At 31.0% G+C, this 19476-nt stretch carries 18 protein-coding genes and 1 pseudogene; 13 read left to right on the forward strand and 6 right to left on the reverse strand.

What is annotated here, in order from left to right; genetic code table 11:
- Positions 1 to 134: 134 nt before the first annotated feature.
- The 3 genes from ACREVU_RS10200 to ACREVU_RS10210 all read right to left on the reverse strand — a co-directional run bounded on the left by ACREVU_RS10200 (position 135) and on the right by ACREVU_RS10210 (position 4696).
- Entirely contained in the window at positions 135 to 929 is a 795-nt protein-coding gene (locus ACREVU_RS10200; protein ID WP_431551490.1) for an acetoacetate decarboxylase family protein, read from the reverse strand.
- Positions 930 to 982: 53 nt separating this feature from the next.
- Positions 983 to 2920 (reverse strand): oxidoreductase, encoded by a 1938-nt coding sequence (locus ACREVU_RS10205; RefSeq protein WP_431551491.1) that lies wholly within the window; start codon positions 2918 to 2920, stop codon positions 983 to 985.
- Positions 2921 to 3121: 201 nt separating this feature from the next.
- Complete coding sequence (locus ACREVU_RS10210; protein ID WP_431551492.1) at positions 3122 to 4696, reverse strand: PucR family transcriptional regulator; 1575 nt, start codon at positions 4694 to 4696, stop codon at positions 3122 to 3124.
- A gap of 137 nt (positions 4697 to 4833) precedes the next feature.
- Between ACREVU_RS10210 and ACREVU_RS10215 the strand changes: the two genes are divergently transcribed.
- The 3 genes from ACREVU_RS10215 (at position 4834) to ACREVU_RS10225 (ending at position 8949) form a co-directional block, all read left to right on the forward strand.
- A complete protein-coding gene (locus tag ACREVU_RS10215; RefSeq protein ID WP_431551493.1) occupies positions 4834 to 5613 on the forward strand; it encodes an SDR family NAD(P)-dependent oxidoreductase in 780 nt (259 codons plus the stop codon).
- A gap of 618 nt (positions 5614 to 6231) precedes the next feature.
- Positions 6232 to 6990: an AIM24 family protein gene (locus ACREVU_RS10220; RefSeq protein WP_431551494.1), complete on the forward strand. Its 759-nt coding sequence runs from the start codon at positions 6232 to 6234 to the stop codon at positions 6988 to 6990.
- A gap of 303 nt (positions 6991 to 7293) precedes the next feature.
- Positions 7294 to 8949, forward strand: coding sequence for an oleate hydratase (locus ACREVU_RS10225; protein ID WP_431551495.1), 1656 nt, complete (start codon positions 7294 to 7296; stop codon positions 8947 to 8949).
- A 57-nt stretch (positions 8950 to 9006) separates the two neighbouring features.
- Here the strand turns inward: ACREVU_RS10225 and bcp are convergent, their stop codons facing one another.
- Positions 9007 to 9465: a thioredoxin-dependent thiol peroxidase gene (bcp, locus tag ACREVU_RS10230; RefSeq protein WP_431551496.1), complete on the reverse strand. Its 459-nt coding sequence runs from the start codon at positions 9463 to 9465 to the stop codon at positions 9007 to 9009.
- Positions 9466 to 9776: 311 nt separating this feature from the next.
- Here bcp and ACREVU_RS10235 point away from each other — a divergent pair, with 311 nt between their 5' ends.
- The 9 genes and pseudogenes from ACREVU_RS10235 to ACREVU_RS10275 all read left to right on the forward strand — a co-directional run bounded on the left by ACREVU_RS10235 (position 9777) and on the right by ACREVU_RS10275 (position 17695).
- Positions 9777 to 10898, forward strand: a complete 1122-nt coding sequence (locus ACREVU_RS10235; RefSeq protein WP_431551497.1) for a tocopherol cyclase family protein — start codon at positions 9777 to 9779, stop codon at positions 10896 to 10898.
- A 236-nt stretch (positions 10899 to 11134) separates the two neighbouring features.
- Positions 11135 to 11965 (forward strand): hypothetical protein, encoded by an 831-nt coding sequence (locus ACREVU_RS10240; RefSeq protein ID WP_431551498.1) that lies wholly within the window; start codon positions 11135 to 11137, stop codon positions 11963 to 11965.
- A gap of 6 nt (positions 11966 to 11971) precedes the next feature.
- Positions 11972 to 13186 (forward strand): S41 family peptidase, encoded by a 1215-nt coding sequence (locus tag ACREVU_RS10245; RefSeq protein ID WP_431551499.1) that lies wholly within the window; start codon positions 11972 to 11974, stop codon positions 13184 to 13186.
- Between the two features lie 390 nt (positions 13187 to 13576).
- Positions 13577 to 14176 (forward strand): YhfC family intramembrane metalloprotease, encoded by a 600-nt coding sequence (locus tag ACREVU_RS10250; protein WP_431551500.1) that lies wholly within the window; start codon positions 13577 to 13579, stop codon positions 14174 to 14176.
- A gap of 152 nt (positions 14177 to 14328) precedes the next feature.
- Complete coding sequence (locus ACREVU_RS10255) at positions 14329 to 14646, forward strand: DUF3887 domain-containing protein (RefSeq protein WP_431551549.1); 318 nt, start codon at positions 14329 to 14331, stop codon at positions 14644 to 14646.
- A gap of 20 nt (positions 14647 to 14666) precedes the next feature.
- A pseudogene (locus tag ACREVU_RS10260) lies at positions 14667 to 14900 on the forward strand (GntR family transcriptional regulator); the annotation flags it as partial.
- Positions 14901 to 14986: 86 nt separating this feature from the next.
- Positions 14987 to 15175 carry a DUF5808 domain-containing protein gene (locus tag ACREVU_RS10265; RefSeq protein WP_431551501.1) on the forward strand — a complete coding sequence of 63 codons (189 nt, stop codon included), beginning with the start codon at positions 14987 to 14989 and terminating at the stop codon, positions 15173 to 15175.
- A gap of 104 nt (positions 15176 to 15279) precedes the next feature.
- Entirely contained in the window at positions 15280 to 16593 is a 1314-nt protein-coding gene (locus tag ACREVU_RS10270; protein WP_431551502.1) for a hemolysin family protein, read from the forward strand.
- A 112-nt stretch (positions 16594 to 16705) separates the two neighbouring features.
- The gene (locus ACREVU_RS10275) at positions 16706 to 17695 is read left to right on the forward strand and encodes a D-cysteine desulfhydrase family protein (protein ID WP_431551503.1); all 990 of its coding nucleotides are present in this window, start codon (positions 16706 to 16708) and stop codon (positions 17693 to 17695) included.
- Between the two features lie 98 nt (positions 17696 to 17793).
- On the opposite strand, the gene ACREVU_RS10280 is transcribed toward ACREVU_RS10275, so the two are convergent.
- Both ACREVU_RS10280 and ACREVU_RS10285 read right to left on the reverse strand, forming a co-directional pair.
- The gene (locus ACREVU_RS10280) at positions 17794 to 18819 is read right to left on the reverse strand and encodes an aldo/keto reductase (RefSeq protein WP_431551504.1); all 1026 of its coding nucleotides are present in this window, start codon (positions 18817 to 18819) and stop codon (positions 17794 to 17796) included.
- A gap of 24 nt (positions 18820 to 18843) precedes the next feature.
- Positions 18844 to 18981, reverse strand: a complete 138-nt coding sequence (locus ACREVU_RS10285) for a zinc ribbon-containing protein (protein ID WP_431551505.1) — start codon at positions 18979 to 18981, stop codon at positions 18844 to 18846.
- Between the two features lie 282 nt (positions 18982 to 19263).
- Here ACREVU_RS10285 and ACREVU_RS10290 point away from each other — a divergent pair, with 282 nt between their 5' ends.
- Positions 19264 to 19470 carry a DUF6440 family protein gene (locus tag ACREVU_RS10290; RefSeq protein WP_431551506.1) on the forward strand — a complete coding sequence of 69 codons (207 nt, stop codon included), beginning with the start codon at positions 19264 to 19266 and terminating at the stop codon, positions 19468 to 19470.
- Positions 19471 to 19476: the final 6 nt, after the last annotated feature.

Below are 19476 nucleotides of genomic sequence, written 5' to 3' on the forward strand. Positions count from 1 at the left end.
GTTGATAACTCATAACTAAAGACATTATAATGTGGATAAAGTTTCAGCTTTTTAAATATAAAAGGAACTTGTACCAATCCTACAAGTAGGTGGTACAGGTTCCTTTTATATTAAAATCATTTAGATATTTGTTACTATTTAGACCACCAATCCCATTTAGTGAATGAGTATGGAACAAATCCCATAGGATCAATTTTGTTGAAATACATATTTTCGCCAGGTTCTAATGTATTTGTACTAACCATATATTGAGAACCTATCATTCTTACTACTTCAAGTTCTGCCCAAGGGTCATGTGGAGAATCTGTCATAACTACAGTGGATGTAGCTAATTTATCTTCTGTTATATCAGCTATTGCTAATTTTTGTTTTATTAAAGTAGGACTTAATAAAAAACCACAACCATCTGCTGATTTTGCATAGGTTACATTATACATAAATTCACTTATAGCTTCATTGAGTTCGGAAACTTTACCACCTTCATTTAATTTTCCTGATACATCAGCATTAACTGTGAAAAATTCTATTCCATTACGGCTAATTTTACCTACTGCTTTTCCATCTTTTACTTCAAAATCTATGTTTGCCATTTTTTTTGGAAGTCCACATACTTCTCTTCCCATTGACATTGCCATTCCATCGGTAATTGGCATAGATAAACAATACCTACCTACTACTCCGTCCAATTCTGCAAGGATAAACAATCCAGCTTCTTTGTATGCAGGACAAAAGCTTGTTTTAGGATAATTTGCTACAAAAGTCGAAACTAATGGTTTGTTTTTTACTGGTTTAAGTGGAGCTGGAAGTAATTTTGCTATAATTTCTGGTTTTGTTTCCCAAACTGTATTTAATACTTCTGCCCCGTAAAATATTGTCTGATTTCCTTGTAATGACTTAATTTGATCCATTGTCTTTGTAAAACTATACATAATATAAGCCCCCTCAATTAATTAGTTTTATTTTTATATAATTCTATATCTTACTAAAGCACATATGCTTTTTCAAATCCATTTAAAACTGCATCTACAACTCTGCCTGGTTTATTAACATCACCTAATAATTCAACAATATCATAATTTTCTTCGATTTCGTGTACTATTTCGTTATTGGATTTAACACCTAAAGATAAGACTACTGCATCGGCTTTTAGCACAGTCAATTTTTGATCTTTAGTATTTTCAATATCTATTTCGCCATCTTTAATATTTATAAGTTTGCTGCAAGGCATAAGTGACACTCCAGCTTTTGCAAGTCTCATACTTATATCTATTACATTAGGTAGATATCCGGAAGGTCCGATTTTATCTGCCATCTCAATTACAGTTACTTTATTTCCTTTAGAAGTTAATAGCTCAGCTATTTCAAGACCAGTCATTCCAGAACCTGCAACTACTATATTTTTATTTTCTAATACAGCTTTACCTTCTAAAATATCAGTTGATGTATATACAAAGCTTTGGTCTATTCCTGGAATATTTGGTATTATAGAATTTGATCCAGCTGCAATAAATACTGCATATGGTTTAATTTCATTAATTTTTGCTAAAGTTGCTTTTTCATTTAACCTTATATCAACATTTAACTTTTTAATTGCTAATTTTTGATATTCAAGAAACCAATCCAACTTCTCTTTTAGTGGAGGCTTAGTGGCAAGATATACATTTCCACCTAAATATTCTTTTTCTTCAAATATTATAGGGACAAATTGTTTTAATGCTAGAACTCTTGCAGCTTCCATTCCTGCAGGACCACCTCCAACAATTACAACTTTCCTACCTTCTCCCGTCTTTGGAAAATCAGGATATTCTAATTCGCGTCCAACCCTTGGGTTAACTGCACATTTTATGTTTTCACATTTCATAACACTTTCTATACAGTTAAGGCATGATATGCAAGGTCTGATATCGTCTTCGCGACCTTCTTTTGCTTTTTTGCCCCATTCTGGATCTGCTAACTGTGCTCTACCCAGTGCAACAAAATCCAAATTATCCTCAGTTAATATAGTTTCTGCCATATCAGGTTTTCTAATTACATCGCAAGCGATTACAGGAATTTTAACTGCTTCTTTTATAGCTTTTGCTAAATGCCTTTTCCAACCTTGAGGGTATGAAATCGGTTCTATTATTGTAGTAACTGATTCATAGGTTCCAGAGCTTACATTAATAACATCTATTCCTAATTTTTCTAAATAAACGGCTTCTTGAATAGCTTCTTCTAAAGTTATGCCATCTTTAACAAATTCATTTCCATCAATTCTTACTGATATTGGGAATTTAGCACCACATTTTGCATGTATGCCCATGATTATTTCAGTTATGAATCTCATTCTTTTTTCAAAACTACCACCATATTTATCTTCTCTATGATTGGATTGTGGGCTCAAAAACTGTGCAACAAGATATCCATGGGCAGCATGAATTTCTACTCCATCGATACCAGCCATTTGTGCAAAAACAGCACCTTTTACAAATTTTACAACTAACCCTTCGATTTCGGCTATTGTCATTTCTCTAGGCATTTCGCCGATAGCTGATGACATTATAGGACTTGGACCAGCTATCTGACGACCATCTATCATCATAGCGTGATTTTCTCTACCTGGATGATGTAATTGTAAGAATATTTTTGTGTTATATTTATGCATTCTACTAGAAAGCATTTCTAGCCTTGGAATTTGTTTTAAGTTCATTGAACACAATTGATTGGGCATTCCTGCTCCTGTTTCATCGTCTATTCTAGTAATTTCAGTAATTATGAGACCACATCCGCCTTTTGCTCGTTCTTCATAATAAGCAATGATTTCATTGGATGCTTCCCCATTATAGGAAGCCAAATTCGTTCCCATTGCAGGCATTACTATTCTATTTTTTATTTCTAAGCTACCTATATTACCTTTGCTGAAAAGCTTTCCATATTTCATTGTATATTACCCTCCCATAAATTATTGCTGGTCTTTTATATTAATTGAAGTATAACATTGTAGAAAATAGCTTACTATGGATGGAAATCCAAAAACCATTATAGTCATTGTGCGTTATGCACTATAGCACATATTATTAGTAAAATTATATGCAATAAATAAAAATAATCCCTGAAAAATCAGAGATTATAGTGGAATTATTTATTTTTCAACACTCTGTGAATTAATAAGTTTCTTATAAAAATTTATTGATTTGCAAGCGTAATATAGTTTAAAGCTATTATCATTTTCATCTAAATCTAGCCCTATAAGGTCTACAATTTTTTGTAATCTATACCTTAGAGTATTCCGATGTATAAATAATTCTTCTGATGATTTTGTCATATTATGATTGTTTTTCAAATATGTGCATAATGTTTTATACAATTCTGAACTATTTATTTCATCGAACCTTTTTAGTATGTATATTGAATTATTATAAAAGTCTTCTTTTAATATTTGATTTTTTGACATATAAATAAAATTATAAGGCTCAATATCTTCATACTTATATATATATTGTTCTTCGCCAATGATGGTTCCTATTTCTAAGGACCTTATTGCTTGATGATAATAAATACTACAATCTTCTATTGAAGAAAATTCACTACTAATTCCCATTTTTAAATTGTTTTCTACTAAAAAATTTTTAACTAGTTGGGTTTTATTTTCTTTTTCTACAAACTCTTCTCTATCATCTATTATTACAATAGCACCATTATAATAAATTGAATTGCTCATTGGAAAAAGGGTTAATAGTGTAGAACTCAAATACCTGGAATATACGGATTGTTTAAGTTCAAAATTGGATATATCAATTACTAACACAAAAATATGCTTACTAAATACTAAAGTGCAATTTTTCAATCTTTCTTCAATTAGTGTTCGGTTTTTTATGTTATTTTCTAATAGATCATATAATATTTCCTCACTTAGAACATTTTTCGTATTCTTATAGAATTGCTTCTTTCCTAATTCTTTTGATATTATTTCACTTATTAATATCAAATAATTATAGTCATCAGGATCAGTTTGTTTTTCACATTCAAGTAATAAAATATTTCCTATAGTTTTATCGTTTATTTGTATTTTGAATGCGATTTTTTTGATAGGACTTAGAGGGCAAGTGACAACAAAGGGACGTTTTGTTTTTCTTCCTTTTTTTAAAGTTTCTAATTTTGTTAATTCAGCAATAAATTCATAAGAACAATATCCTTTTTTCACATTATCCATCCACAATAAATCAGTAATATTTTCTACTGGTGAACTAGCTAACACTTTGAAACTGAGGTCAATAACAATCAGAGGATTTCCAATTAATTTTGAAGCGATATTTATTATTTTACATAGGCCTTCACCTGAAAGAAAGGCTTCTAATAATGATAGTTTAAATTGATTATATTTTATGTCTCTGCGAAAGAAAGCTTTTACTTCATTAAAAATTTCTAATATATTTTCATTTGGTTTTATCTCAATTATTTTTAAGTTATTGTTAATACATTTTTCTAATATTGTACAATCATCATTTATCAAAATAAAGCATGCATTGGTTAATTTATATATATTACCCTTGAACATAGAAGTGCAACCAACATATATATAATCTTCCAAATAAAGTGTTGTTTCATCAGTAATTAACTCTGTATCAACAAAACTGATTTCGGGTTCAATATCAAAGTAAACTTCTTTGGTTTTTTTAAAAAAATATTCACGTAAGCCATTAAAATCTATACTCATAATTCACCTCAATTCTATTATAGTGCATTTCGCACAACTAAGACAATAGTTTTTGGATTATTTAATATAGCAACAGATTTTTCATCATGATACACTATGCTATATTAATAATAGATTATAAGTGGGGGTAATAAATTATGAAAAATGTAAACGTTCTATCAAATATTAAGGGAAAAGTAGCTATAGTTACGGGTTCAGCAACTGGAATTGGTCAAGCAATCGCAGTAGGCCTAGCAGAAGCGGGGGTAGATATTGCCGGCACATATTCAAGTACATCATATGAAGAAACAAAAGCTCTTGTTGAAGCTGCGGGACAAAAGTTTTTCCCAATACATGCTAATGTAGGAAAACCAGAACAAGTAGGTACTATTATACCTGCAGCTTTAAAAGAATATGGAAAAATTGATATACTAATAAATGGCGCAGGAGTAGAATCACATAATCCTGTTGGGGATACTTACAGCGAAGAAGAATATCAACGCTGTTTGCAAATAAATTTAAATCAAGTTGTTGCACTTACCGCAGAAGCAGGAAAATACTTCATTAAAGCCGGCAATGGTGGAAGAATTTTGAATGTATCTTCAATCGCTGGTTATTTAGGAATGCGTTCTGGAATGTCACCTTATGTAATTACAAAACATGCAATAAGAGGAGTTACTAGATCCTTCGGACTTGAACTAGCTCCTTATGGAGTTACTGTAAATGCAATTGCCCCAGGTCCTATTTTTACTAAAATGACTGCAAACCCACCAATGAAAAAATTAATGATGGATAGAGTAGTTGCTGCAAAATGTCCAGTAGGACGTTGGGGATTCCCTGAAGACTTCAAAGGAATTGCAAATATGCTTTGCTCTGAGGCTGGTGGATTTATTACTGGTCAAACAATTTTAGTTGATGGTGGATATACATTGACTTAAATTTTATGGAATGAGATTTTAATTATATGCAATAAAACATAGGGGGTTGGAATCTCACAAGCAAAGGAGCGGTCTGTCGTAGACTCTTCAAAAGGACTACAAACATTTTCAGAAGAATTATCAAATTCTGTTAACCAATTCGCTGCCTCTGCAGAGGAATTAGCTAGCAGTTCACAAAATATGAATAGTGAGATTAATAGAATACAAGCGCAATTAGCCAGCAGCAGGCTGCTCAAGCTCAAGAATTATCAGCTAGCAGTGATAAACTGCACAATCTATCTCAAAGTTTAACTAAAATAGCAGAAACTCTTTTTTAGTAGATGATATGGATAATCCAATTATCATGCCTCAATCTTTAAGCCCCATAAACTAATGTTTATGAGGCTTTCGTAAAAGAATATATGTTTTTGTTTCGAAAGGCTTATTATTCTTGCTATAAAGTTTTTTATAAACTTATTCAAATAGAGGCATTTACATGCTGGTATTTTCAGTATTATTGTTAATCACACCATCTTATTATATACCATATGCTGCCTAAAATTTGAAAAATGGTGTTTGCAATGGTAAAATAAACAAGAATAACGGTAGTAATAAATACAATAGCGGAGGAAATTAATTATGTTTAATCCTGACTTTTCAGATGCAGTAAGAATAATAGATACGTCAACAAGCGATAATAATACCATATTCGAAGTACTCGAATATAAAAAACCTAGAAGTGGTGGTGTTTTTAATGCTGCTTCGACAAATACTATACCTACACAATATGGTGGGGAAAAACTTCGTCAAGTTAGAATTAATATTAATGGTGGAGGAGTACTTGTACAACCTGGGGAGCTTCAATTTATGAAGGGACCAATCCAAATTGAGATTCAAAAAAATGCACCATCTGCCTCTAAGGGATTTTTCAAGAATGTTGGTACAGGAGAAGCCTCATTTACCTCAAAATATTATGGTAAATATGGTGAAATATATTTAGATCCTTCATATAAGTATTTTTATATTTTAGAATTATCTAATGAAGAGCTTATTTTAGATGATGGAATGTTTTATTGTTGTGAAGACAGCATTGAACTTTCGGTACATACAAATAAAAACATTGCTACAGGTTTAGTAAGCGGAGACGGATTTAGACAACCCAAACTAAGTGGAAGTGGTATCGCAGTTTTAGAGAGTGAGGTTCCCTTTGATGAAGTTCTAATTTATGAGCTAAATAATGAGACATTAAAAATTGATGGTAATTTTTCAATTGTCATAAGAGGTAAAATAGAAACAAAAATAGAAAAATCAAAACGCGAAGGATATCTACAGACCTTCCAAGGAACCGGAGAAGTTTGGATTGCACCTACTAGGAAAAATAGACCAATGAATGTATAATTAATATTTTAATTATCCTCTAAGGCATAACTGGACATGCTTTAGGGGAAATTTTTTTAACTTGCAACTAGCTACTGGACATATGGGTGATAGCTATTTATTTGTAAAAATATTTATACATTATAAGCTATATGTATGGTTTTAAGACATTTTAATGAAAGTGATTGTATACCTTCTCGACGTTTGGATTTATATTATACATATAGCAAGTGCTTGCAAGTTATTGTAAGTAGTAAAATTAATAAATATAAAATTTCTGTAGGTTAATAGCTTATGGTATATTTTCAAATGGAGGTATTAAAAATGAGATTTAATTTTGATCAAACAATTGATGTAGAAAAAACAAATGCTTATATGGTTGGTGCTGGACTTGCATCAATAGCAGCTGCAATATATTTAATTAGAGATGGACATGTTCCAGGAAAAAATATTCATATATATGAAGAATTAAACATCACAGGTGGAAGTATGGATGGAAATGGTAATGCTAAGGATGGTTATGTAATCCGTGGTGGAAGAATGTTTGATAGAGAAGCATATGCTTGTACTTTTGGAATAATGGAAAGCATTCCCTCATTAACTGATCCTAAAGTTTCAATACTTGATGAATTTAATGCTTTTAACAAAAAAATTCATACTCATGCAAAAGCTAGATTAATAGATAATGATGCTAACATATTAGATGTATCGACTTTAGGACTTGACCGTGCAGATAGAATGGCATTAATGGATATAATGATTAATTCTGAAGATTCACTAGGAACAAAATCTATTGAAGATTGTTTTCCAGAAGCATTCTTTAAAACAAATTTCTGGCTTCAGTGGACTACGCTTTTTGCATTTGAGACTTGGCATAGTGCTGTTGAACTTAAGAGATATCTTCATAGGTTTATACAAGAATTACCACGACTTAAAGATTTATCTGGAATACGTCGTACACCTTACAACCAATATGATTCAATGTTATTACCTATGACAGAATGGTTAAAATCACAAGGTGTTAATTTTGAATTAAACACAAGAGTAACTGATTTAGAATTTAAACCATCAGATACCGAAACTACAGTTACAGCATTCAGATGTATAAAAGATGGAAAAGAAACTAGAATAGAAGTGGGAGAGGGAGACCTTGCTTTTGCTACTATCGGTTCATTAACAGCGGGTACAAGTCTTGGATCAATGACTACAGCTCCAGTAATTAACGATAAACATGTAGGCGGAGCATGGGATTTATGGGAAAAAATTGCAGCCGGTCGTCCTGAGTTTGGGAGTCCACAAGTATTTGATGATCGAGTTGAGCAGTCGATGTGGGAGTCTTTCACAGTGACACTTAAAGATCCAACAATGTATAAGAAAATAATAGAATTCTCAGGGAATCAGCCAGGAACTGGGGCTCATATGACATTTAGAGATTCTTCATGGCTTATGACAATAGTTTTGCATAATCAACCACATTTTCTTAATCAATCTGAAGATATAGAAATTATATGGGGCTATTCACTGTTCCCATATGCAAAAGGTGATTTTATAAAGAAGAGAATGGTTGATTGTAGCGGCGCGGAAATATTAGCTGAGGTATTATATCACCTAAACTTTAAGGAAGATATGAAGAAGATTATTGAAACATCTATTTGTATACCATGTATATTACCTTTTACAACAGCACAGTTTTTAACTAGGGCAAAGGGCGATAGACCTCAAAATATTCCAGAAGGTTCAACTAATTTAGCATTACTTGGACAATTCTGTGAAATAAAAGATGATGTAGTATTTACTATGGATTATTCTGTTAGAGGTGCACAAATTGCTGTTTATAAATTCTTAAATCTAAATAAGAGACTTACTCCTATTTATAAAGGTCAACACGATGTTCGTGTACTACTTAATTCTGCACTTGAAATGATGAAGGATGATAACCTAAGTAAAGAATTAATTGCAATAAAATCTTTGCTAAAATAATTTAAAACAATATTAAAGAGTCATAGGCTTATAAAGCCTATGACTCTTTTTTTAGCATTATCCTCTTAATATTTTCAGTACTTCTTCACCATGTTCATCTGGTTTAACTTTCGGATAAGCCTTAATTATAGTGCCATTTTCATCAACAACATAGGTTAAGCGGGTAATTCCCATATATATTTTGCCAAACATCTTTTTTTCCTGCCATGATCCATAAGACTCAATAACTTTATGGTCAGGGTCACTTAATAAGTAAAAAGGCAAATTATGTTTGTCTCTGAATTTTAGATGTGAGCTAGCATTATCTTTACTAATGCCAATTACAATCGCGTTGGCTTCAAGGATATCATCGTACACATCTCTAAAACTACAGGCTTCCTTTGTGCAGCCAGGGGTATCATCCTTGGGGTAAAAGTAAAGAACTATCTTTTTACCTTTGAAATCACTTAAAGTTATATCTTGACCTTGCTCGCTTTTTAATGTGAAGTTAGGTGCTTGTTCTCCTTCTTTTAACATAATTATCATTTCTTTTGTTTAATGATAATATTATATCATTATTTACTAGATAGGTGGCACCCACTTGGCAAGTGGGCATCCTCTTAAAATGAAATATGTAGTAAGGTGAGTCCTTGCAATTACTAAGATCAAGAGATAAAATTAATAAGAGTGTATAACTACATATGAATAAAATGAATACTAAAATAGACCTAGGGGTATATGACCGGGAAAGTTCTAAGCATATATTATAAATTGGTGACAAATACTGGAAAAGAAATTGATGAAATTGTAAATGAAGTAAATAAATTAAGGTTAGGGGGAAGCTAAAGTTGAATAAGAGTGATTTAGATAGTGACAGGTTTATGCTTAAAGGAGCTTTATCTAAAAAAGGCTATGATTGGTGGTGGCACAACTTTACAGGATATAACAAGGAAACTGGAGAGGCAAAGACCTTTTTTATCGAATATTTTGTATGCAATCCTGATTTAGGTGGAAATGAGCCTATCCTAGGGCAACTCCCAGAGAATCAAGCTAAACACATAAAGCCATCATATGCACTTGTTAAGGTAGGTGCATGGGGAAAAAATGCCAAGCAGATTCATAATTTTTATTCAATAACTGATTTTTCTTGCAGCGGTTATGCCATGAATGTGAAAATGGGACAATGCACATTGAGTGAAACATATATGAAAGGGAAATGTGCTATTACAGCTAAGGAACAATTAGAGCATCCAGAATATATGTGTGATGCTGGTGAGATGAGCTGGGAAATCGCTATAAATAAAAAAATTGCATACAATGTTGGATATGGAGCATCTGAATTTTTTCGTGATATGAATGCATTTGAAATGTTTTGGCACGCAGAAGGTATCAAAACAGAGTATCAGGGTGCGGTTGTTTTTGATGGAGTAACCTATGATATTATTCCTGGAAAATCTTATGGGTATGCCGATAAAAACTGGGGCAGTGATTTTACTTCGCCCTGGCTTTGGATTAGCAGTTGTAATATGCAAAGTCTGATCAATGGAAAGATTCTAAACAATTCGGCTATTGGGGTTGGAGGTGGGCGACCTAAGGTGTTAGGTTTATCATTAGGTCGAAAGCTTCTAATAGGAATGTATTATGAAGGGGAGATGTATGAGTATAATTTTTCTGAATTTTGGATAAAATCGAAAGTGGATTTTGAGTTTTGTGAGGGCGAAAAGCTAAACACTTGGAAAGTAAATGCAAGTAATAAAGATTCTATTATGGAACTCACACTAGAATGTCCTAAAGATGAAATGCTATTAATAAACTATGAATCACCTAGTGGACAAAAACTGCACAATAGGTTATGGAATGGAGGTACAGGCTATGGAGAAATTAAACTGTATCAAAAGCAGAGAAAGAAAATGACCTTAATTGATCATATCAAAATAAAAAATGCAGGCTGTGAATACGGAGAATATTAAATAGCTGCAAGAGCTAATTCAAGTACACCTATAGATATTAATTGAATTATAAAATACAGATACTATTTGCAAAGAGTTTTGCATAGCATTATAACTGTAATTTTAAAATTAAAGTAATAAACCACTTTAACTGGATTGAAGTGGTTTTACTTTTTTATGCATTTTTAAAAAAGGGAATAGCATATTCTTGTTAAATTGAGTTAGTAGAATGTTTTACAACTAGAGGGGTCATAAGTATGAATTTCAATAAAAAATACATGATTTTTGGGTCGGCCATTTTAGTGCTGTGCTGGACTTTAAATATTGTTTATTACCAAAATAAAGTTATTAAAGAGCCTTTGTTTATAAATCATTATTATGATATACCACAAGGTATGAATACTTTTGATCTATATTATATTCAAAATCTAAGTTCAAAAAGTGTAATAACCAGTATTATATTTCCTGAAATAGGGAAGCAGCATATGAATTTTACAGATACTGATGTTAATAGCGATAAGCGATATTACATGTTAAAAAACATAAGAATTAATATTTTAAATGGCAATGGAAATGTTATATCAGAGGAATATAAGAATAAGGTTATTACTAAAGCCATTATTGAATTCTCAGATGAGAAAACCATGAATGTAAATTTGGGTAAGATATATCTGTTTAGCGATGAGCTAGTGGCCAGTGATTTTAAATTTTATAGTGCCTCATCATCCAGTGATAATACTGGCAGTTCTAATTTTACAGCGGATAAAGATTTAAAGATTATAGGAATAGATGATAAGTTTAATAAAGAGGTTAAAGATATATTAGAAATTAAAGTTAATAATAAATTACTTTCTGACATTAAGTTTCCTATGAATTTAAAAAAGGGTGAAATAGTTTATATAAATTACGGATTTAATTTTAAGGGAAATCTTATAAAGCAAAACAATGCTTATAGTTTTCCTTTGAATGTTTTAACAGAAGATTTATCTGGTAATAAAGGAAGTACTCCTTGTTTTTTAAATATGCATATGCAATCTCCAAAGTATTTTAATATAGAGGAATTGAAAAATATTGGGGGTGGGGAGTAAAAATGTATGCTAAAGGTTATAAACAATTATTTTGGAGGAGATGAAAAATTTCTAAAAGCAAAAGAAAACATTTTAAAAGAAATTAAGCAGTTAAAGGAAGAAAATTTTGGAATTGTAATTAATACATTGGAACAAGTTATATGTAAAAAATTAGAATTTATTCAAGACGGACATTTTTCAATAGGGTCCTGTAGGCCTTGTAAGGATTATATTATGTACACTACTGAAGAATATGAAGTGGAAAAAGTGGATAATTCATATTTTCTGAAATTGCAAAATAATGTGAAATATATTGTTACTATAAATAATGAGCATCCTGAAAAATATATTAAACCGTCTATAAATGAAAATGGAAATATTATATATAGATTGTGTGCATTAGAGGAGCGAAATGAAGATATACTGCCGATGAACATAAAATTTAAAGATGGTAATAATGAGGAAAATATAAGCATTAATTTAGAGAATACATCAAGAAATTACGTGCATAAGGGAAGTAGTAACAGTTATACATATGAAGAAATTTATAATATACCAGTAATTGATTTAAATTCTTTTGTAACATCTAAAGAGCTTGAAGAGTTTGCTGAAGACGGTAAAAAAGTATCAAAGAAAGACTTGGTTATAATTGATTTAAGAGGTAATTCTGGTGGAAGCGAAGCCTATGCTTTCGATTGGATTAAAAATTTTACAAAACAAGAGTATAAATCACCAGGCTTTAGTTCTACATTACTTACCAAAAATTCAAAAGAAGCATTACTTTACACAGGTAAAAAAATGACTGAATCATCAGAGGACTATGTTAAGCTTGAACAGCAGATTAATGATATGTATAAGAAGGTAAAAAGTGAACCAGAATATATGGGTTGGTCACAAGTAAAACATGAAGAATCAATTCATATTAATAATGAAAAGCTAATTTTTGTTTTAATGAATAAGAGTACAGCTTCGGCAGCTGAAAGCTTTGTAAAGACATTAAGAAGTTGTAGTAACACATTTTTTATAGGTACTAACACAAGTGGAATGAGTAATGTTGGAAATTTAGGGCTATATGTTTTACCAAACTCTAAGATTGATGTTTTTTTTGGAAATACTCCTTTTGTAGATAATGACTTAAAATGGAGAGATGGATTAGGAGTTTTACCTGACTTCTGGGTTGATTCTAAAAATGCTGAATATAGATTACTTAGATTTATAAAGAATTACTCACAAGATAAGTGAGTAATCCCTTTTTTATTAGTCAGTAAATACCCTTTTGGAGATGACTGATGTTTGAGATACATTCGGAAAAAATCACTTTGTAACAACTAATGTAACGGTACTGTTAAATAAATCTTCAAGAACAGCATATATTGGTTGCCAATATATCCCTGTGCTTTCCATAGCAATATGAGTGCACTGCTCTTCTTCAAGCCATGTTCTAAGAGTGTTAAGATTCGGTAAAAGAGTAGAAAAAGTACGGATTTCTTTTGAGGGTGTATCAGCAGTGCTTCCTTTTAATAAACAAGCTACTACGGTTATAGCAAACAGATTGCGGACGTTGCTGTGGACAACATATATACTCGACTGTAGGGAGAATTTGTTCTTTTATTATTATTAGCATTATTTTATGTGCAAGATTATATGCTGTATTTTCTTTTTTTAGGCATAACTGCAGGCATTTTTGAGGAAACAGCTAGATTTATTTGTTTTAAGTTTTTCTTAAAAAATAAATATCAATGGTACAACGGTATAGCCTTTGGTGCTGGTCATGGTGGGATAGAAGCTATAATTTTTATACTCCCTGTTTGCATAAATAATTTAATTTATTCACTATCAATAGATAGTGGTAAGTTTGAAGCTATGTTAACTAAAAGTGGGATATCATCCAATGTCATAGTTCAAATGAAAGCATCTTTAGTTAACACTAAATCCTATTTATTCCTTATCACAGGATTAGAGAGAGTATTTGCTATAATAATTCATATAGCTATGACCTTAATGGTACTTTATGCCGTAAAGTATAGAAAAAATATTTATTTGCTTTATGCAATACTTTTTCATGCTCTATTAGATAGTCCTTTGGGGATAGTGATGCATTTTAGAGTGGATACTATATTTATTGAGCTTTATGTAATGATTATGGCTTTAATATCTATAACAATAATTTTAAAATTCAAAAACAAATTTAAAGCTGAGGAAAAGTTACGACCATCAGTAGAACTAAGATAAATATATAATTAGGGGGAAATATCATGAATAATTAATTTAAAAAACTATTTGTAATTTTATGTTCAGTATTTGTTATTGCTTCTATATTTACCGGGTGCACTAAAAAGCTAACTGAAAAAGAAGTAGAATATGCTGGACCAATAACTGAAAATATTCTTCAGGCAGTGGAAAAAGGTGATTATGCACAATTTTCAAAAGACTTTAGTGATGAATTAAAAAAAGCTATTACAGAGGAAAGTTTTAAAACACTTTGCACTTCCTTTAGTGAAAAAATAGGAAAGTATGAGTCTAAGAAATTTACTGCTGCAGCTGAAAAGAAAAAAGATGAAAAGATATTTAAAACTGTAATATACACTTCAAAATACTCCAAGGAAGAAAAAGATGTTCAGATTACTGCCAGTTTTACAGAAAATGATGGTAAAATACTTGTAGAAGGCATATTTTTCAAATCTCCTAATCTTGCCAAATAAACTAAAGACAGGTGAAAATAATGATTATAAAAATAGATTTTGAAAGTGAAATACCAATATATGTTCAATTAAAAAAACAAATAATTCTTGGTATGGCAAAAGGTGAGTTTTCACAGGGGGAAAGGTTGCCTTCAGTACGTCAAATGGCAGAGGATATCGGTATTAACATGCATACCGTAAATAAAACATATAATGAACTAAAAGCGGAAGGATTTATTTCAATAGATAGAAGAAAAGGTGCTGTAGTAAACAGTTAAATGCTTCAAATCCACAACAATCAAGAGAGAGAAATAAAAGATTTAGATTAAAAATAAAAGATAATATAACAACTCATGGTAAGATGTTAGATCGAAATGATGATAAGTACTGGAGGTTTGGAATTTTTTATATAAATAAGGAAGATCCAACAATTTTTATAGAAAAAAGATTTGGTGTTGGGTGGACAGTTAATTTAGGAATAACTGAAGGTATATTATTAGCAAGTGGTGTTGTAATCACAATATTATTGCTACCATATATATTGAATTAATTAGATGTAATAATATAATAATTTTCATAATATTAATAAAACAATCACATTTAGTGATATAATATATAATATAAAGTTTTTTTATTTAAGAGGAGGAATTATTAATGGATTCAAGCCCAGACCCCGCGCCCAACAATATAATGGCGCAATTTTTACTAATTGGTTTTTTGATACTGATTAATGCATTCTTTGCATCAGCAGAAATGGCATTAGTATCATTAAACAAAAATAAAATTAAACAGCTTGCGCAGGAAGGTAATAGAAAAGCCCAGATATTAGCAAAACTTATCGAGGAACCAACAAAATTTTTATCAACTATTCAAATTGTAATTACAGTTGTTGGGTTTTTTGCTATTGCTACTACCGCTACGGGTATATCTAATAGTTTTGCAGGAATTTTAAATAGTTTAAATATACCTTATAGTAGGCAAACTGCTTTAGTGTTAATAATAATTGGATTAACTTATGTAATGCTTGTGTTTGGTGAATTGTTTCCAAAACGAATAGCGCAGCAAAAATCAGAAGCTATTGCAATGTTTTCAGTAGTTCCTATTCTTTATATATCTAAATTAGTTGTTCCTTTCATTTGGTTACTTTCAGCATCTACTAATTTATTAGTTAAGATTACTGGCCTTAGCAGTAAGAAAATAGAACAAGAAATATCAAAAGAAGAAATTAAATCGCTTATAGGAGTGGGACAAGAACGCGGTACTATAAATGAAACTGCGAAAAAAATGATAAATAATATTATCGAATTTGATGATAAATCAGCTACAGAAGTTATGACTCCAAGAACCGAAGTGTTTTTGATTGATATAAATGATCCAATTGTGCAATTTTTAGACGAACTATTAGATGGAAAGTATTCTAGAGTGCCAGTATATGATGGTGATGTTGATAATATAATAGGAGTACTCCACATGAAAGATTTTATAATAGCGGCTCGTACAAATGGTTTTGAAAATGTAAACATTAAGGAGATATTACATTCTCCATACCTTGTTAATGAGAGTAAAAATATAGATGAATTATTTAGAGAATTAAAGAAAACTAAAAACCATATGGCTGTACTTATAGATGAGTATGGTGGATTTACAGGGATAGTTACCACTAAAGATCTTATAGAAGAAGTTATGGGAAATATTGAGGATGAATATGATTATGACGAACCGGATATAAGAAAAGTTGATAACAACACTTATATAGTTGATGGACTACTTTCAATAGACGATTTAAATGATAATCTAGATTTGAATTTAGTGTCAGAAAATTATAATACAATAGGCGGTTTTTTAGTTAGTCTATTGGGGTGCATTCCAAAGAAAAATGAAAACAAAACTATTCAATATGGTGATGTAACATTTAAAATAGAAGAAGTTAAAGAAAGAAGAATAGGAAAAATTAAAATATGCATATAAATGTTGCTCTGCTTTTAAAAGTAGGGCATTTTTATTTATACATTGGCATAGTTATTGCTTATAAAACAAGTGTATTTGAAAATATGATTATATTCAAAGGAGGAATAAATAAATGATTAAAATACCAGAAAAAATAATGTTTGCAAGTCTACCAACAAAGATAGAAAAATTAGAAAGATTGTCTCAAAAACTTGGTGGACCTAATATCTATATCAAAAGAGACGATGAAACAGGAACAGAAGTGTCAGGTAATAAAATAAGAAAACTTGAATTTTCTGTAAAGGAGGCTCTTGATAAGGGAGCTGATGTACTTATTACTTGTGGAGGAATTCAATCTAATCACTGTAGAGCCACCGTAGCCGTGGCTTCAAGGCTTGGATTGAAATCAGTGATTGTTTTAAGAGGAGATAAAGAAACAGAATTGGATGGTAACTTGTTTATAGATAAGCTTTTGGGGGCGGATATTCATTTTATTACTCCAGAAGAATATAAAAATAATAAAGCTGAAATTATGGAGCAAATTAAGGCGAAATTAGAGAAACAGGGATTTAAACCTTATATTATACCTGAAGGTGCTTCCAATGGAATTGGTGGATTTGGATACTATAATGCTTTGGAGGAAATCATTTGTCAGGAAAAGGAACTAGGGGTGCATTTTGATAGAATCGTAATGGCAGTAGGATCTGGTGGAACTCACTCAGGGCTATTTCTAGGGAGTAAAATACTAGAGTATACTGGTGAAATATATGGGGTCAACGTTTGTGATGACGCGAAGCACTTTAAAAATGAGATTTATAAAATAGTACATGAAAGTATGGAATACTTGGATGTGAAGTTTAATTTTTCAAAAGATGAAATTAATATTATAGATGGATATGTGGGAAGAGGGTATGCACTTAGCAGGCCAGAAGAACTTCACTTTATTCAAGAATTTGCAAAATTAGAGGGAATTATTTTAGATCCTGTGTATACGGGTAAAGCCATGTATGGATTGGTGGAAGAAATTAAAAGGGGAACTTTTAAAGAGTGTGAAAATATTCTATTTATTCATACCGGTGGATTCTTTGGAGTGTTCCCACAGAAACATTTATTCAAGTTTTAAAGAAGTTTAAATAATCTTTGTGGAAGGTAAAGTTTGGATGAATGAGTTTAGTAAAGGTATAGCAATATTTTGCTATACCTTTAGAGTTTTATAATTAGTTAAGCTTTCTTATGTTTCACATAAAACTCATTATAGTTTTTCAGTTCTCTTTTTAAAAGATTTGGAGTATCAAGTTTATAAGGACAGTTATTTTTACAGTGCCCACATTCTATGCAATTATTTATAAGTTCCATCTTTTCTTTAAAGCTATCCTCTAAGAATCCTTCATAGGGAGCTCTTCTAAGAAGAAGTGATATTCTTGCACATGTAGGAATATCAATTCCAGCAGGGCATGGAAGACAATATCCACAAGCACGACAGAAATCTCCAGAAAGCTCAGCACGATCCTTGTTAATAATGGACCACATAGGCTTGTCTAGTAGTGGTGGGTTTTTCTCAAGAGAAATAAATTGGTCTAACTCAGTTTCTCTTTGTATTCCCCATATAGGCACAACATTATCAAATTGTCTTAGAAATGAAAAGGCTGAGGCTGCATTAGTTATTAGACCACCAGAAAGTGCCTTCATTGCAATAAGTCCTACATTTCTTCTTTTGCATTCCTCAATTAACTTTAAATCAATATCAGCAGATAGTGAACTTAAAGGGAACTGTACAGTGTCATATAGTCCAGAAGCAGAAGCATCCATTGCATTTTTTATTTTGTGATTTGTAATTCCTATAAAACGAACAAGTCCTTTTTCCTTAGCTTCAAGAAGACCGGCATAGAGACCTTCTGGGTCTTCAGGATCTGGAAGAATATCTGGGTTATGTAACTGAAGGATATCTATATAATCTGTTTTTAGATTTTTAAGACTTATTTGCAGATGTTCAAGTAGTGTTTTTCTGTCCTTTGCATGGCTTTTTGTAGCAATTAGGATGTTCTTTCTCACATCTGATAAGGAATACCCTATTTTTTCTTCACTATCAGAGTATGCCCTTGCAGTATCAAAGAAGTTTATTCCATTATCATAAGCTTTTCGTAGAATATTTTTGGCTTGTTCAAAAGAAACCCTCTGCACAGGTAATGCTCCAAAGCCACTTCGTGTAACCATTAAATTTGTTCTTCCTAATTTTATTTTATCCATTTGCACACCTCCATATTTTGATATCTACAATTTTTCATAGGTAGTTCTGCGGCATTTAGGGCATAAAGGTAAAAAATCAGAATCAAGCTTTAAATGAACTATTTCACCACAAGTAGTACATTTATAATCGCCTTTTCCAGGTTTTTGTCCTGTAGTATTCATTTTTATCACATCCTTTGTATGAATATTCAATAGTATATTGTAATCATCATATTTGAATTTAAGGGTATAAATCAAACATTATATTAACAATACATAACTTTTTCATTAATAGCAAAACAAATTTAATTAAACTTATGAAATTTATGAAATTTATGAAACTTATGAAACTTGTGATTAAAATTTGTTAAACGTGGACATGCTTAAGAAGAGTTTTAAATCTTGAGGTATAATATTTAAGACTAATTTGTATAATATTACGTCACAGAAATATAGGAGGAAGAAATGTTTAGTAAAAATTATAAGAGTCAAAATAGAACATTTAAAATCGTAACGAATGAAGGTTACTTGCTAGCTGTGCGATGTAAAATAATTGAAAATGCAAAAACAGGAATAAACTATTTAATTAACATTCAAGATTATGCTGGAGGAGTCACAGTATTGTTAGATAACGATGGAAATCCAATGCTCTCACAAGTAAAATTGTATTAGGTGGTT

Source organism: Clostridium sp. (assembly GCF_050717535.1).
GTDB lineage: Bacteria > Bacillota > Clostridia > Clostridiales > Clostridiaceae > Clostridium_AD.